At 49.9% G+C, this 14,197-nt stretch carries 14 protein-coding genes; 6 read left to right on the top strand and 8 right to left on the bottom strand.

Annotated features, from left to right (window positions below; all coding sequences use genetic code 11):
* Positions 1-18: 18 nt before the first annotated feature.
* Entirely contained in the window at positions 19-207 is a 189-nt protein-coding gene (gene rpmB, locus ACFPYJ_RS23920) for a 50S ribosomal protein L28 (RefSeq protein WP_379190740.1), read from the bottom strand.
* Positions 208-426: 219 nt separating this feature from the next.
* Here rpmB and ACFPYJ_RS23915 point away from each other — a divergent pair, with 219 nt between their 5' ends.
* From ACFPYJ_RS23915 to ACFPYJ_RS23895, 5 genes are all read left to right on the top strand, one after another.
* Positions 427-786 (top strand): Asp23/Gls24 family envelope stress response protein, encoded by a 360-nt coding sequence (locus ACFPYJ_RS23915; RefSeq protein WP_379190739.1) that lies wholly within the window; start codon positions 427-429, stop codon positions 784-786.
* A gap of 55 nt (positions 787-841) precedes the next feature.
* Positions 842-2,638 (top strand): DAK2 domain-containing protein, encoded by a 1,797-nt coding sequence (locus ACFPYJ_RS23910; RefSeq protein ID WP_379190878.1) that lies wholly within the window; start codon positions 842-844, stop codon positions 2,636-2,638.
* 10 nt (positions 2,639-2,648) lie between these two features.
* Positions 2,649-3,509, top strand: coding sequence for a DegV family protein (locus ACFPYJ_RS23905; RefSeq protein ID WP_379190738.1), 861 nt, complete (start codon positions 2,649-2,651; stop codon positions 3,507-3,509).
* 10 nt (positions 3,510-3,519) lie between these two features.
* Positions 3,520-5,568 carry an ATP-dependent DNA helicase RecG gene (gene recG / locus ACFPYJ_RS23900; RefSeq protein ID WP_379190877.1) on the top strand — a complete coding sequence of 683 codons (2,049 nt, stop codon included), beginning with the start codon at positions 3,520-3,522 and terminating at the stop codon, positions 5,566-5,568.
* 74 nt (positions 5,569-5,642) lie between these two features.
* The gene (locus ACFPYJ_RS23895) at positions 5,643-5,930 is read left to right on the top strand and encodes a stage VI sporulation protein F (protein ID WP_379190737.1); all 288 of its coding nucleotides are present in this window, start codon (positions 5,643-5,645) and stop codon (positions 5,928-5,930) included.
* A gap of 29 nt (positions 5,931-5,959) precedes the next feature.
* Here ACFPYJ_RS23895 and ACFPYJ_RS23890 read toward each other — a convergent pair whose 3' ends face one another.
* Positions 5,960-6,640 carry an SOS response-associated peptidase gene (locus ACFPYJ_RS23890; RefSeq protein WP_379190876.1) on the bottom strand — a complete coding sequence of 227 codons (681 nt, stop codon included), beginning with the start codon at positions 6,638-6,640 and terminating at the stop codon, positions 5,960-5,962.
* Positions 6,641-6,773: 133 nt separating this feature from the next.
* Here ACFPYJ_RS23890 and ACFPYJ_RS23885 point away from each other — a divergent pair, with 133 nt between their 5' ends.
* The gene (locus ACFPYJ_RS23885; protein WP_379190736.1) at positions 6,774-8,081 is read left to right on the top strand and encodes a DUF2515 family protein; all 1,308 of its coding nucleotides are present in this window, start codon (positions 6,774-6,776) and stop codon (positions 8,079-8,081) included.
* A gap of 117 nt (positions 8,082-8,198) precedes the next feature.
* On the opposite strand, the gene mtnB is transcribed toward ACFPYJ_RS23885, so the two are convergent.
* From mtnB to proB, 6 genes are read right to left on the bottom strand one after another with little or no spacing between them, the layout of a single operon-like run.
* Positions 8,199-8,849 (bottom strand): methylthioribulose 1-phosphate dehydratase, encoded by a 651-nt coding sequence (mtnB, locus tag ACFPYJ_RS23880; protein WP_379190735.1) that lies wholly within the window; start codon positions 8,847-8,849, stop codon positions 8,199-8,201.
* A gap of 1 nt (position 8,850) precedes the next feature.
* The gene (locus tag ACFPYJ_RS23875) at positions 8,851-9,549 is read right to left on the bottom strand and encodes a 2-hydroxy-3-keto-5-methylthiopentenyl-1-phosphate phosphatase (RefSeq protein WP_379190734.1); all 699 of its coding nucleotides are present in this window, start codon (positions 9,547-9,549) and stop codon (positions 8,851-8,853) included.
* Entirely contained in the window at positions 9,546-10,778 is a 1,233-nt protein-coding gene (locus ACFPYJ_RS23870) for a 2,3-diketo-5-methylthiopentyl-1-phosphate enolase (protein WP_379190733.1), read from the bottom strand. Before ACFPYJ_RS23870 ends, ACFPYJ_RS23875 begins: the two co-directional genes overlap by 4 nt.
* Positions 10,775-11,656 carry a pyrroline-5-carboxylate reductase gene (gene proC / locus ACFPYJ_RS23865; RefSeq protein ID WP_379190732.1) on the bottom strand — a complete coding sequence of 294 codons (882 nt, stop codon included), beginning with the start codon at positions 11,654-11,656 and terminating at the stop codon, positions 10,775-10,777. Before proC ends, ACFPYJ_RS23870 begins: the two co-directional genes overlap by 4 nt.
* A 57-nt stretch (positions 11,657-11,713) precedes the next feature.
* Positions 11,714-12,961: a glutamate-5-semialdehyde dehydrogenase gene (locus tag ACFPYJ_RS23860; protein WP_379190731.1), complete on the bottom strand. Its 1,248-nt coding sequence runs from the start codon at positions 12,959-12,961 to the stop codon at positions 11,714-11,716.
* A gap of 35 nt (positions 12,962-12,996) precedes the next feature.
* The gene (gene proB, locus ACFPYJ_RS23855; protein ID WP_379190730.1) at positions 12,997-14,112 is read right to left on the bottom strand and encodes a glutamate 5-kinase; all 1,116 of its coding nucleotides are present in this window, start codon (positions 14,110-14,112) and stop codon (positions 12,997-12,999) included.
* Positions 14,113-14,197 lie beyond the last annotated feature (85 nt).

Here is a 14,197-nt window from a genome sequence, read left to right as displayed (position 1 = left end):
GTCCATGGCTTAACGCCGTTATACGCGAGTGACTTTACCAGCTTTAAGAGCACGTGTGCTAACATAAACGCGTTTCGGTTTGCCGTCAACGAGAATGCGAACTTTTTGAACGTTAACGCCCCAAGTGCGGCGGTTTTTGTTGTTAGCGTGTGATACGTGATTACCTGTACCGGGACCTTTACCCGTAAGGAAACATTTGCGTGACATGGAATACACCTCCCTTGAAGACCCATGCAAATAAACAGACTCCAATATAATAGCATATCCTGGGCTATCCATCAAGCGTTTGAAAATAGCTTTATACGATGTATATCGGCGATTAAAGCAGATAATAGACGCTTTATGGGGACTGGACTTCTAAATCGTCGTTATTTATAGTACAATGATGTCTAGTCCATAATATAAACGGTGAAGGAGTGGTAATCCATGCCTCTACAGATTGATTCAAATCTCGGAAAAGTATTCATCACGGACCACGTAGTCTCCGTTCTTGCCGGATCGGCGGCGCTGGAATGTTATGGACTTGTTGGAATGGCGTCACAAAAGCAGTTAAAGGACGGTATTACCGAGCTTCTTGGCCGGGATAACTTGTCACGCGGCGTTGAAGTTCGCCGGGAGAACGAGCAAGTACACATTGATTTATACATCATCGTCAGCTATGGCACAAAAATATCCGAAGTAGCGCATAACATTCAGTCAAAAGTGAAGTATGTGCTTAACGACGTCGTTGGCCTCAAGGTTGACTTTGTGAATATTTTTGTACAAGGTGTACGGGTATCTCGGTAGGAAGGGGATCAACGCTTTGACTAAACGTTTAATTAACGGATCTGACCTTGCAGCTATGGTGAATAGCGGCGCGGAATGCTTAACGCGTAACGTTGAACGCATTAATGCGCTGAATGTTTTTCCAGTCCCTGACGGCGATACCGGAACCAATATGAATCTTACAATGACCACGGGTACCCGTGAATTGAACAGTAAACCGTCACAGTCCGCCGGCAAAGTTGCGGAAGCGCTTTCCAAGGGGCTGCTTATGGGGGCACGAGGGAACTCTGGCGTCATTCTCTCCCAGCTGTTTCGGGGCTTTGCCAAGAGCATCGGAGGACTGGAACAGATTGATCCGGTTCATTTTGCAGCAGCGCTTCAGAATGGCGTAGACATGGCTTATAAAGCGGTCGTTAAACCTGTAGAAGGGACCATTCTGACCGTTGCGAAGGATACGGCAAGACATGCGACTGCCTATGCAAAACGAGCCTCGGATATGGTTGATCTCATGCGGGAAGTACATGAGAAAGCTAATGAATCCCTGCAGCGGACGCCCGATCTGCTCCCCGTGCTTAAACAAGTTGGTGTTGTCGATTCCGGCGGCCAGGGTCTTGTATGCATCTATGAGGGCTTCTTAAGAGCACTGTCGAACGATGCTGCAGCCCAAGCGTATAACGCGGTGCCAATGGAGACGGCTCTGCCTGGGGCGTTCAAAGCTTCTGCGCATCAATTGAAGAAGCCTGCTGTCACAGCTCCTGCTTCTTCCTTGTCAAGCGCCCAATCCCGATTATCTACAGAAACGATTGAATTTCTCTATGATATGGAATTCTTCATTAACAGGAAGCTTGCCGGTAAAGGCACTCTTCGTTTCGATGAGGCGCTCTACAAAGGAATGCTAAGCAGAGACGGGGATTCCATTCTCGTGATAACGGATGATGATGTGATTAAAGTACATGTTCATACTCGTAAACCAGGGGAAGTGCTTACGCAATCTCTGCTGTACGGTGAACTTACTGATATCCATATTCTCAATATGCGTCAACAGCATCGGGACCTGCTGTATGATGAGCAGAACGGCATTTCAAATCGTGATCAAAGCAAGCAGGAAGCTTCCGTATCCGCAAGTGTCGAGGAAGCAGCGCTTGCGTTGGCGGTTCCAGAGGTATTGACAGGGACGCCAGCTGCAGATGTCCCTGCGGAGCAGGCTCACGAATGGGCGCCATTCGGAATTATTGCTGTTGCGATGGGTGAAGGAATCGGCTCTATTTTCCTGGAAAATAACGTCGATATTATCTTATCCGGCGGCCAGACGATGAACCCGTCCACAGAGGATTTCGTGAATGCGATCGAATCGCTATCGACAGAGCAAATTTATTTACTGCCCAACAACGGCAATATTATATTGGCTGCTCAGCAGGCAGCAGAATTATGCGGCCGCAGCGTGACTGTCATTCCATCCAAAACGATTCCTCAGGGATTGGCTGCGGTGCTTGCCTTCAAAGATGAAAGCACGGCGGAAGAAAATGCGGATGCCATGAAGCAAGCGATATCACAGGTACGATCCGGTCAGGTCACGCATGCCGTCCGTGATACCGCTATCGATGGAATAAATATTCATGAAGGCGATTATATCGGTATTGTTGAGAAAGCGATTGTTACGGCATCGCCTAGTCTTCAAGAGGCATGCCGTGAGCTCCTCACAACGATGCTGGAGGACGGCGGAGAGTTGGTAACCATACTGACAGGGGAGCAGGCTGATGAGGCTGAGACGGCGTCTTTGACCGCTTGGATTCAAACTGCATTCCCAGACGCCGAACTTGAAGTGCACGAAGGCGGACAACCGCTTTATCCATATCTTTTTGCAGTGGAATAGGGGTGACGTTATGAGCACGGTCAAAATTGTGACGGACAGTACAGCGGATATTCCTAAACGTGTCCGTGAACAGCTCGGTATTGAAATGGTATCCCTAAAAGTGATGTTTGGCGAGGAATCGTATCTGGATGCGGTCTCGATCAGCAATAATCAATTTTATGAGAAGCTTATTGCGTCGTCCACTCTGCCTACGACCTCACAGCCTTCGCCAGTGGAATTTTTGGAAACGTACCAGCGAATTTTGCAGAAGCATCCAGGTTCTCCCATTATCTCCTTGCATTTGTCATCGGCAGTTAGCGGGACCTATCAGTCAGCTCTTCTGGGCTCTACGCTGCTTGAGGAGCCAAGCGACAGCGATATTACGGTGATCGATACGAAATCCGCCTCCTACGGCGCCGGCATGCTGGTTGTGAGGGCGGCGGAAATGGCAGCAGCGGGAAAGTCCAAGGAAGCAATTCTGACGGAAATTGAACGTTTAAAAAAAGATAAAAAGCTGTTCTTCCTGGTAGATACGCTGGAATATCTCCAGAAAGGCGGCAGAATCGGCAAAGCCGCCGCTTTATTTGGCTCGATCCTGAACGTAAAGCCTATCCTTACTTTAGATGACGACGGTGAGGTTACTGCTGTTGATAAAGTAAGGGGAACCAAAAAAGCGATGCAGAGAATCATGGAACTGTTCAAACAGGAGTTTGGGGCTGATCCGGTAGAAATGACCGTAGCCTGGACGCATAAGAGCGAGATTGCACTGGAGCTTGCCGCTCTGGCGCAAACCCATCTTCAAATACGCAATATCAGGCAGACGGAGATCGGAGCGGTTATCGGTACGCATGTCGGTCCCGGAACTGCCGCATTATTCATAAACCGGGTGTGAGGTTGTCATGATGAAACTGGATCAAATACCGGTTCGGCAGATGAGAGGCGTGAGTGCTCAGAAAGAATTAGAGCTTCACGCCTTTGGCATTCACACGATTGCGGATCTGTTGGACTATTTTCCATTTCGATACGAGGATTATCGTATTCGAAGTCTTGCGGAGACGAAGAGCGGAGAGAAAGGAACTGTCCAAGGTACGATAGTGGGCAACCCGATCCTGCAGCGATATGGACGAGCGAAGAATCGGTTAACGTGCAAGGTTGCCGTAGACGGTGTCTTGTTGACAGCCGTATGGTTCAACAGACATTATCTGCAGGATCAGCTGACGCTTGGCCGCGAAATCATATTAACCGGCAAGTGGGAGCAGCAGCGTCTTCAGATGACGGTCTCGAATTCTGAGTTTCCGGATAGCGGCTCTGCCCGTGCGGGTTCGCTGCAGCCGGTCTATTCGGTTGGCGGGAGTATTACGCAGCCCTGGATTCGTAAAATCATCGGACAAGCGCTTCAGCAGTACGGCCCTATGATGGAGGAAATGCTGCCTCTTGTCTTAATGGACAAATATCAGTTGATGCCAAGGCGGGAGGCTGTCACCCATATACATCATCCGGAGGATACGAGTGCCGGACAAGCTGCCAGGAGACGATTGGTCTATGAAGAACTGTTCTTATTTCAATTGAAGCTTCAAGCCTATCGGTCTCTGAATCGAAAGAGAATGGACGGTACGCCTCATGTTGTAGATGCGGAGTCCATTCGGGTCTTTGTGCGGACCCTGCCATTTGAATTAACCGATTCACAGAAGAAAGTCGTGAACGAGATTCTAACTGACCTGCGTCAGCCCTATTGTATGAACAGGCTTCTCCAGGGTGATGTAGGCTCAGGGAAGACCGTTGTGGCAGCTATTGCATTATTTGCTGCCGTAAAAGCGGGCCATCAGGGTGCTTTGATGGTGCCGACGGAAATACTGGCTGAACAGCATCTGCGATCTTTGCAGAAACTGTTCGCTGAGGTTGGGCTCGAAGTAGGTCTGCTGACCGGAAGTATGGGCGAGCGCCGAAGACGGGATATTCTTGCAGGACTTCAAATGGGACTTATTGATGTGGTTGTTGGCACGCATGCAATTATTCAAGAAGGTGTAAATTTTCGCAGCTTGAGCCTTGTTGTAACGGACGAACAGCATCGCTTTGGTGTTAATCAAAGAAGCATTCTAAGGCATAAAGGCGTCAATCCGGACGTATTGACAATGACAGCGACACCGATCCCAAGGACGCTTGCCATTACGGCATTTGGCGATTTGGACGTATCTACGCTTCGTGAGAGGCCCCAGGGCCGTAAGCCCATTAAGACCTATTGGGTGAAGCACGGTATGCTTGATCGGGTGCTCGGGTTCATTCGAAGAGAGGTAGATAACGGGCAGCAGGCTTATTTTATCTGTCCGCTGATTGAGGAATCTGAGAAGCTGGATGTTCAGAATGCGATTGATCTGCATATTCAGATTGGGCAGGCTTTTCCGGATATGCGTATAGGACTGCTTCACGGCAGGTTATCCGCATCAGAGAAAGATGAAGTGATGGGGGCATTCGGCAGAAATGAGGTGCATGTCCTTGTTGCGACTACCGTTGTCGAGGTAGGGGTGGATGTGCCTAATGCAACACTGATGATCATCATGGATGCTGAGCGATTCGGATTATCCCAGCTTCACCAGCTCCGCGGACGTGTTGGCCGGGGGGCCCATCAATCTTATTGCGTACTGATCGCAGACCCCAAGTCTGAGACCGGGCGAGAGAGAATGAAGGTGATGACCGAGACGGACGATGGCTTTGAGGTAGCCAGGCGTGACCTGGAGCTCAGGGGGCCGGGTGATTTCTTCGGGACCAAGCAAAGCGGCGTGCCGGATTTCAAATTAGCGGATATGGCAGCCGATTTCGAAATCTTAGAGCAGGCGCGTGATGATGCTGCCGAGCTTACGGCAAGTGCTGATTTCTGGTCGGAAGCCCCTTTTGCGAGACTTCGGGGTATCTTGAAGAAGGATCAACTTTTTCAAGGGGATTTATTGGACTAGTTTCTTTTCTCAGGCTGTTCGGCATATAGTACAACGTATGGCTTAAAAAGCCAAGGCGGAGGTGCTTGACCGATATGAGCTACACGAAATACGGGATTAAGCCGGAGCTTGTTGAACGTGTGAAGACGAAGATGAAGAACCCGGTTACGAAAGATAGGATTAAGCAAGTGACGAATGGCTTGACCAAATATGATTTGCAGGATCGAACGAAGGTGAAGCGTCTTGTGCGCACAGCAGCCGGCATTCTGCAGGAGTCTCTCTCGGAAGCTCAGGAAGAACAGCTTATTCAATTCGTACTCGGTTCCCGGATTGATCCGAATAATACGCTTCATCTCATTAAGCTGTGGGCCATGTTCCGCTGATCATTATTGATCAGCGGTTTTTTTGTAGGTTACGATTCAGCGGCCAGCGGTTTAATGCAGATGGGGTCATCCATAGCTGCATTACCGACGGCACTTGTTACCGGATAGGCTTCCAGCAGCGCGTCCGGATAAGGACGAAGAAGTGAATTTAGATGAGCTTGATTGTGCAATGATCGGTCCAGCCAGCTCCGTTCATCCTCAGTCTTTAGAATTACCGGCATGCGATTATGGATGGGGGCCATCAGTTCATTGGGTTCTGTTGTCAAGATTGTGCATGTGCTTAATTTATTTCCCTCCGGAGTGACCCATGTGTCATATAACCCTGCCATGCTGAAAAGACTGCGGTCACGATGAGCGATTCGCATCGGCTGTTTGCCGGAATCCCGTTTCTGCCACTCATAGAATCCGTCTGCGGGAATGATGCAGCGTTTGCGCTGGATAAGCTTCTTGAAGGCAGGCTTTTCCCATACGGTCTCTGAACGGGCATTAAGCATTTTATTGCCGATCTTCGGATCATCCGCCCAAGAAGGGACAAGACCCCATTTGAGCTCTCCGAGCCGGTTCTTTTCTCCGTCATTCACAATCGCCAGGATCATCTGTCCGGGGGCGACGTTATATTTGGGCTGGTGAAAGGGAATATTCGTATCCCCGATCCAATAGCGCAGCATGAGCTCTTCAAGTGATACTGTAATGGTGTATCTTCCGCACATTCGAGCATCGAATCCTTTCCATTTTGCTTTGCGTCTATTATACAATGTCCGAGCCCTCTGGTTGAATGGCTAATTGTAGAAAGGCTTGTCAATACTGAACGTAAAGGGATCGATAGAGAGGAGAAGCGGGCTGATGGAGTGGAAATCCGGTCGAGGACACGCAGTACTCAAGCTTCTGGCCGGCGGCATTAGAATGATGATGCGGATTCCGCCGCAGCTCTTTCAGCTCGCTGCTTCGAAACGACGCTCGCGACAGGCTTCGCATCGATTGTCACTCACTGCAAATCTGCTGACGCTTCGCAAGGAATTTGTAGAGGAGCTGGTGACTGAATGGTCAGCCCAATCTAACACCGCGGCAGATGCCCCTTCGAGCAGGAAAGAGGAGGCCGAGCGAGCGCTCATCTATAGGATTCAAATTGAAACGGAGCAGGCGAATCGCAATAATGTGACGCGTACGGAGGCGTATCGTGCGGTTTATTTTCGCTGTCCGGAGCTGCATTGGGCACTTCTCGCTCACGTCGTATCGCGAAATGGCGGATGGAACATGACGGATTTGAAGGGGGAGCTGCTGCCCAGGCTGCTTACGGAAGAAGAGAGAAGCAGGATTTTTGAACTCTTGGAGAGGATAAATGCACTTATTTTTTATGATGCCTATCCTCAGCTGCTGCTATATGAGGCAGGTAAGAGGGCTGGGCTTGATTTGAGCGACTTATTGCCGGTATTCGGCGTTTCACGGTTTATGAAGCCTGTTTGGACGCATTTTTGGCAGCGGGGAGATTCAGCTCTGCTAACGACAGCTCTTATTGTGAATGAGCAGAACGTCATTGAAGGCAGGATCGTTCAAGACGAATATTACCGAAAGCAAGTGCTGGATAAGCTCGTATTTCAGCTTCAGGCGCCGCTGCAAACCAATGCGGTGATTATGCCGTACGGCTCTCAAAATACCGGAGAATTGCAGCTCGCCGGCTTGATTCTGGAGAATTTCAGTGAGCTTCATGAGCGGATTGAGTTTGGAAAAAGCCTATATGCGATCTTATTCGGGGTGCCGCAGGTTAGAATAGGGGTGCATGCGTTCGTTCGAGCGGTGCATCACTCTGGCTCACGGGCGGATTATGCGCCTCATTTATATACTAAACATGCTGCTGTCAGTAATGAATGGGCGCCCTATGTCCAGAAGCTGACGGGGAGCCGGTTAAACAAAGGGGCAGCGCCATTATACAGCCCGGAGTTAGGGGAGGCCTGGGGCGATATTCCGGTAAAGCCGGTCCAGCCCGGAGATTGGTTCTCGAATGTTAAGCAGGTACGTGCCTTTCTGCAAACTCTGCCTCTTCCTGCGGTGTTTGAAATCACGGAAGAGCATTGCTTGAATATCAATAAAATAGAGCTGGCCGTATTGGCAGCCCAGCAGTTGGGCGTATCGAAGCGAAAGCGAAAGAAGTAAGCTCTCCATTTATCGGGATTGGCATTAATATATAGTAAAGGCAGTGCAGGACGATCTTTTGAGACCGTCTTACACTGCCTTTTCTGCATCGTCCCTGCAGGTGGAACGAGCTGTAGGTTACGCTTTTCTATTTAGAAGCTCCCACCGGTACACATATTCAAAAAGAAACTCGAATGCTTCGAGATGACGTTTAGCCTCGAAAGCGTTGGCTCCCCAAGCATAAATGCCGTGCTTTCGCAGCATAATTCCGGGAATCCGGGGGTCAAGACGCTGTGTTACTTCAGGAACGATGCTTGGGATATGGGCGAAATTCGATACAATCGGAATATCAATATGCGCCTCTTCATCCCAGATGTTGAAGGCTTTAATCAGCTCTACTCCATCGACGGGGATAGATTTGCGTTCCCAGAACAGTTCCGAAACGATACTGTTGAAGACAGTGTGGATATGAAAAATAGCTCCGCACCCGGTCTGACGGTAGATTTCGCAATGAATCAGCGTTTCGGCAGAGGGCTTCAGCTTCGTCAGCTCGCTTGGCTTCCCGTCCTGATCGACGAACAGGAAGTCTTCCGGCGTGGACAGCGACTTATCCTTGCCGCTGGCTGTAATAGCAAAATCGAATTGTTCAGGCGTGAAATCGCCTACGCGGATCGACAGATTGCCGCTTGTGCCCGGAAACCAGCCGCGAGAAGCGAACAAGCTTTTCACTTCACTCAGCTCCTGCAGGGCGCGCTGCTTATCCTCTAATGAGATATCCCCAAATGACATGTTAGTTCACGTCCTCCTCTTGTTGTTTAATTACATCAAGTACATCATGGAAGGTTTCAAATTCATGAAAATCCAAACCGAGCTCCCTGCATTTCAAGATGAGATGTGATCGCGCAAAAACAACATCTGCGATCTTCGCACCCTCAAAATCTGTAACACTATCACCGATCAGGATACGGGAATAGCTCTCCGGCTGAAAGCGGCGGATGATGGTCGTTTTACACATGCCGCAGTCGTTTTTACAATGGCTTTCGCAAGCGTGAGGCCATGTAATCTCGATTTGCTCGCCGCTGAAATCACTTCCATTACAGTAGATATGTTCGGCCTGTATACCAAATGGCGAGAGCAGGGGATAGACGAAGAAGTCAATTCCGCCGCTCGTCACGTAGAATTCAATATTGTTTGTTTTGCAATATTCAAGAAGATCGGCAAATCCGCTGCGGATGCGAGCGTTCGATATGGCATAATCCACAACTTCCCGTTTCCTTGAAGCAGGAAGTAAGCGGAACAGCTCCCCGACGCCTTGACGAATGGATTTGCGCTGACCGACGATATCGTTCACGATCGCTTCCCAGCCAGGCGGGTTAAAATGGCGGATAATGGCGATGATGTTATCGTTCTCTGTAATCGTTCCGTCAAAATCACAAAAAATGACGCGATTCTTCTTGTTGTCTATTGTGCGGAGGGCTTGCTCGCTCATTCTTTGTACCCCCAGCTGTCTATCGCGGCTTGAAGCGCCTCGTTGCCGGGCTGTGCGGCGGCTTCCGGTAATGAAATGCCGGCCAGAGCAGCCTGGATTGCCTGACGGAAGGCATGTCCTCCAGCTGCTGTTCCCTGCGGGTGTCCATGTATGCCGCCTCCGGCATTGACGACAACATCTTGTCCGAAGTCACGCAGGATAAGCGGAACCAGTCCCGGATGAATTCCGGCTGATGGGACAGGGAAGCTGGAACGTACAGGTATTGATGAATCGATAAGGGCAGCTTGAACCGCTAAATTCTCTTCCTTCGGCATCACGACTGAGCCGTACGGCGAAGGGAAGAGGACGAGGTCTGCACCCGCGAGACGCATAAGCTTACCGAGCAGCAGCGGCGCTGCAATGCCATAGTGCGGTGAAGGGTAGAAGGCACCTGCGATCGCGGGATGAGCGGCGATCGGTACTGTTATTTCGGGATCGCTGCTTAGTTCATGCAGAGCATCATAGCCGTAAGCCAGCACATTGAAGAGCAGGGCGTTTGCTCCGGATGCGATCGCGCGCTTTGCATTTGCGGCAAGCTTTGAAGTTGAACCGGTAAGGTTTACTGCATAGAGCAGCTTCTGCCCGGTTTCTGCTTGTGCTAGCCTGGCGGCAGCCATACAGGCCTCAACACGTTTCTCAAGCGGAGTCAATGGATTCTCAAACAAAATTTCGTCATCCTTAATGAGGTCAACGCCGCCAAGCGCTTGGCGATAGAATTGTTCGCGAAGATTCGGCAAATCATGGCCGATGACAGACTTGAAGATGCTCATCAGAAGCGGGCGCTGCGGCACCCCTAATAAAGTGCGAATACCTTCAATTCCAAATTTCGGTCCTGGAAAAGCAGAAACGAAATCACTGGAGAAGTCCAAATCGAGCAGCTTGATTTTACCGTCCATGGAAAGCTTGCCGAATACAGTTACCAGCAGTGCAGGGAGATCACGGCTGTAATTGACATCCGGATAGGCGATTTTGAGATCCGCATACCGTTCACTTGGCGCGGCGGTTGCCGGTTCATGCACAGTTACGGAAATGACGCGTCCCAAATGCTTTTCCATCTCAGCCTTACGGGCCTCTGGAAGCTCTGTCCAACTGCCGACGGTCAGACCTACAGCGATTCCTTGTGCTTTCTTATGAAAATCAGCTTTGTCATCAAAGCAGCGGTAAGTGGCTATACATACAGGAGCACTCATGATTTAGCAACCCTTTCAATTTCAGTTCCCATCTCACCTGCACGCTCAGCTGCGCGGCTCACCGCGGCAATAATGGCTTGGGTGAAATGATGGGCGTCTAAAGTTTCAATAGCCGCTTGTGTCGTTCCGTTAGGGGAGGTTACTTTGCGTCGTAAGTCAGCGGGTGTTTCATTCGTTGCTCTTACCATATGAGCGGACCCGAGCACCGTTTGAACCGTTAATTCGCGGGCGGTTTCCTCCGACAAACCTAACTTGCGGCCCGCTTCTATCATTGCTTCCATCACATAATAGATGTAAGCAGGCCCGCTTCCGGAAATACCGGTTACAACATCCAGCATCGGCTCCTCGACTACAGCCGTTAAACCAATGGATTGAAACATTTGATCAGCAAGCAGCCTCTGACCTTCAGTAACCGAACTTGAGAAACTGATGCCGGTTGCGCCCAGTCCGATGGTGCTTGACGTATTAGGCATCGTACGAATAACAGCCGTTTTCTTCTGCAGCAAGGATTCGATTGTATCAATGGACATGCCCGCTACCAAAGAAACAATAATTTGGTCCGCTCTGATGCTGCTTCGCAGCAGCTTAATGGCTTCGGCTGCATCTTTAGGCTTCATTGCCAAAAAAATGAGATCTGCTTTCTGCAGCATCGATTGTTTTGAAGCCTCATCGGCTGCTGTGATAATTCCATACCGGCCGGAGAGTTCATCCAGGCGTTCGGCATTTTGCCGGTTCATCATGCCGATTTTATCCGGTATCGTGAGTCCGCGGTCTAACAAGCCCCGAACAATGGCTTCGGCCATTGAACCGGCCCCATAGAAACATAATCGCAAAGTGCCAATCTCAGGCATAACACCGGATGTTGAGAGTTGAGTCATGGTATAACCTCCTAAAAGTTCTGTGATACTTCTTTAATACTTCCTTGCGATCTTAGCTTAGCCGCGAATTTGTCCGCTGCCATGTATCCGGTATTTCGTTGAGGTTAGAGAAGGGAGCCCCATCGGGCCGCGAGCATGGAGCTTCTGTGTACTAATCCCAATTTCGGCACCGAATCCGAATTCAAATCCGTCCGTGAAGCGGGTGGATGCATTGTGGTAAACGGCTGCCGCATCAACTTCCAGAAGGAAACGATCCCCATTCGTTTGATCTTCAGTGACAATACATTCAGAATGTTTTGTGCTAAATTGGCTGATATGATTAAGCGCCTCATCCAGTCCGTTTACAACCCGTATATTAAGAATATAATCATTGTATTCCGTCGCATAGTCTGTTTCTGATGCGGTTTTTGACTCTGGAATAAGCTCCTTCGTACGTGAGCAGCCTCTCAGCTCGACATTTGCCGCTAAGAAACGATCCGCAATATCGCGCAAATAACGTACAGCGAAGACATCATGAACAAGAAGAGTCTCCATGGAGTTACACACAGAAGGACGCTGTACTTTTGCATTAAAGGCGATATCTGAAGCCATAGCAGGATCGGCGCTAGCATCGAAGTATGTGTGGCAAATGCCTGCACCTGTCTCAATCACAGGAACTGTAGCATTAGCGACGACGTTGTTGATCAGCGAAGCGCCCCCGCGCGGAATGATAACGTCAAGCAAACCGTTAAGCTTGAGCATTTCATCTACAGAGGATCGATTAGGGTCTTCGATTAACTGCAAAGCTTCTGCAGGCAGATCTGTTTGCTCCAATGCCGCTCGAAGAACTTCAATAATTCTGCGGTTGGACTCAAGTGCCGCCGAGCCTCCGCGAAGAACGACCGCATTGCCGGTTTTGAGACAGAGAGCAGCTGCATCCACAGTCACATTTGGACGGGCTTCATAGATCATCCCGATGACGCCAAGCGGGACGGACAATTTCTCGATGTGAAGCCCATTCGGACGGTCAAAGGACTCCAGCAGGCGACCGACCGGATCCGGCAGCAGTACGACTTCACGCAGCCCTTCAGCCATTGCATGGATACGCTTCTCAGTCAGCGTTAACCGGTCCAGCATGGATTCACTAGTCCCATTCTCACGGCCGCGCTTGATATCCAAAGTATTAGCAGCAACAATGGATGCCTGCTCCTTCACTAAGGCATCAGCCATTTGCAGGAGGGCAAGATTTTTTTGTTCCGTAGTCAGTCGATTCATCGTCGCTGCCGCTTGTTTGGCCAGCGATGCTTTCCCACGAACTTCACTCATTCGTAATCTCCCCAATCTTCAAGTAGTTATTTCGATTAAGACTTTAACGTAACCCATTCGTCACGGTGGATAACTTCAATTCGGTTTACTTCTACACGTCTTCGGACTTCCTCCGTGCTAAGACCTGCTACCGCCTGGATTTGCCAAGCTGCATAATTAACAACTCCACGACCCAACGTTTCCAGCTGTTCGTTAATAACTTCAACCACGTCACCGGGATGAAAATCACCCTCTATGGAACGAATGCCAGCCGGCAGCAAGCTTTTCCCGCCTTCAACCAGCGCATTCTGAGCACCTGTGTCGACAATAATTTTTCCTTGTGGGAACGAGTGGAAGCCCAGCCACTGTTTCTTCATCGGTAAGTTATGCGAACTTGTATCAAAATAAGTGCCATTGCCAATATTATCGACAGCGAGCCTCAAATCCCCAGGTTCCAGCACCCGGCCAATGAAAGCCGGAATACCGCCCCGCATCGCGATGCGGGCTGCTTCAATCTTGGAGCGCATACCGCCGGTTCCGACAGAGGAGCCGGAGCCTCCGGCGATGCTGAGAAGTTCATTTGAGATTTGATCGACACGCTCAATTCGAATTGCATTTGGATTAATGCGGGGGTCTTCCGTGTAGAGCCCATCCATATCAGTCAATATAATCAGCCGCTTCGCTTTAACCATGTTGGCAACCAGGGCGGATAAAGTATCATTATCACCAAATTTCAACTCATCGGTGGCCACCGTGTCATTCTCATTAATAATGGGAATCGTTCGCTGCCTGAGCAGTTCTTCGACCGTCATAAGTGCATTTTGAATTCGTTTCCGGTTGGAGAAATCCGCACGGGTAAGCAATATTTGAGCAACACCGATACCGCCATGATCTCCATATGAGGAGAAAGCTTCCTGATAAGCCTGCATCAGTAATGCCTGCCCAACGGCAGCGGCTGCTTGTTTCTCATGCACCAGCTTAGGCCTTGACTCGTAACCGATTCTGCGGAAGCCGGCGGCGACTGCGCCAGAGGTTACAAGCAGCACCTGATAGCCGGCTTCATGAAGCGCTGCAAGCTCATGTGAGAAGAAGGCGATTCTTTCGCGGTTTAGGCCGCCCTCATCCGATGTGAGCGAGCTGCTGCCGATTTTGACTACGATCGTTTCCGTCATCTTACCTATCCCTCTCCAATGGCAAAATAAAAACACTTCCGCCCTCTCAAAATATAGAAAGGACGAAAGTGTAACTTCCGCGGTA

This window comes from Paenibacillus solisilvae (assembly GCF_042656405.1).
Classification (GTDB): Bacteria; Bacillota; Bacilli; order Paenibacillales; family Paenibacillaceae; genus Paenibacillus_Z; species Paenibacillus_Z solisilvae.
Note: the sequence above shows the minus strand (reverse complement) of the source record. Positions and strands in the feature narration are given on the sequence as shown.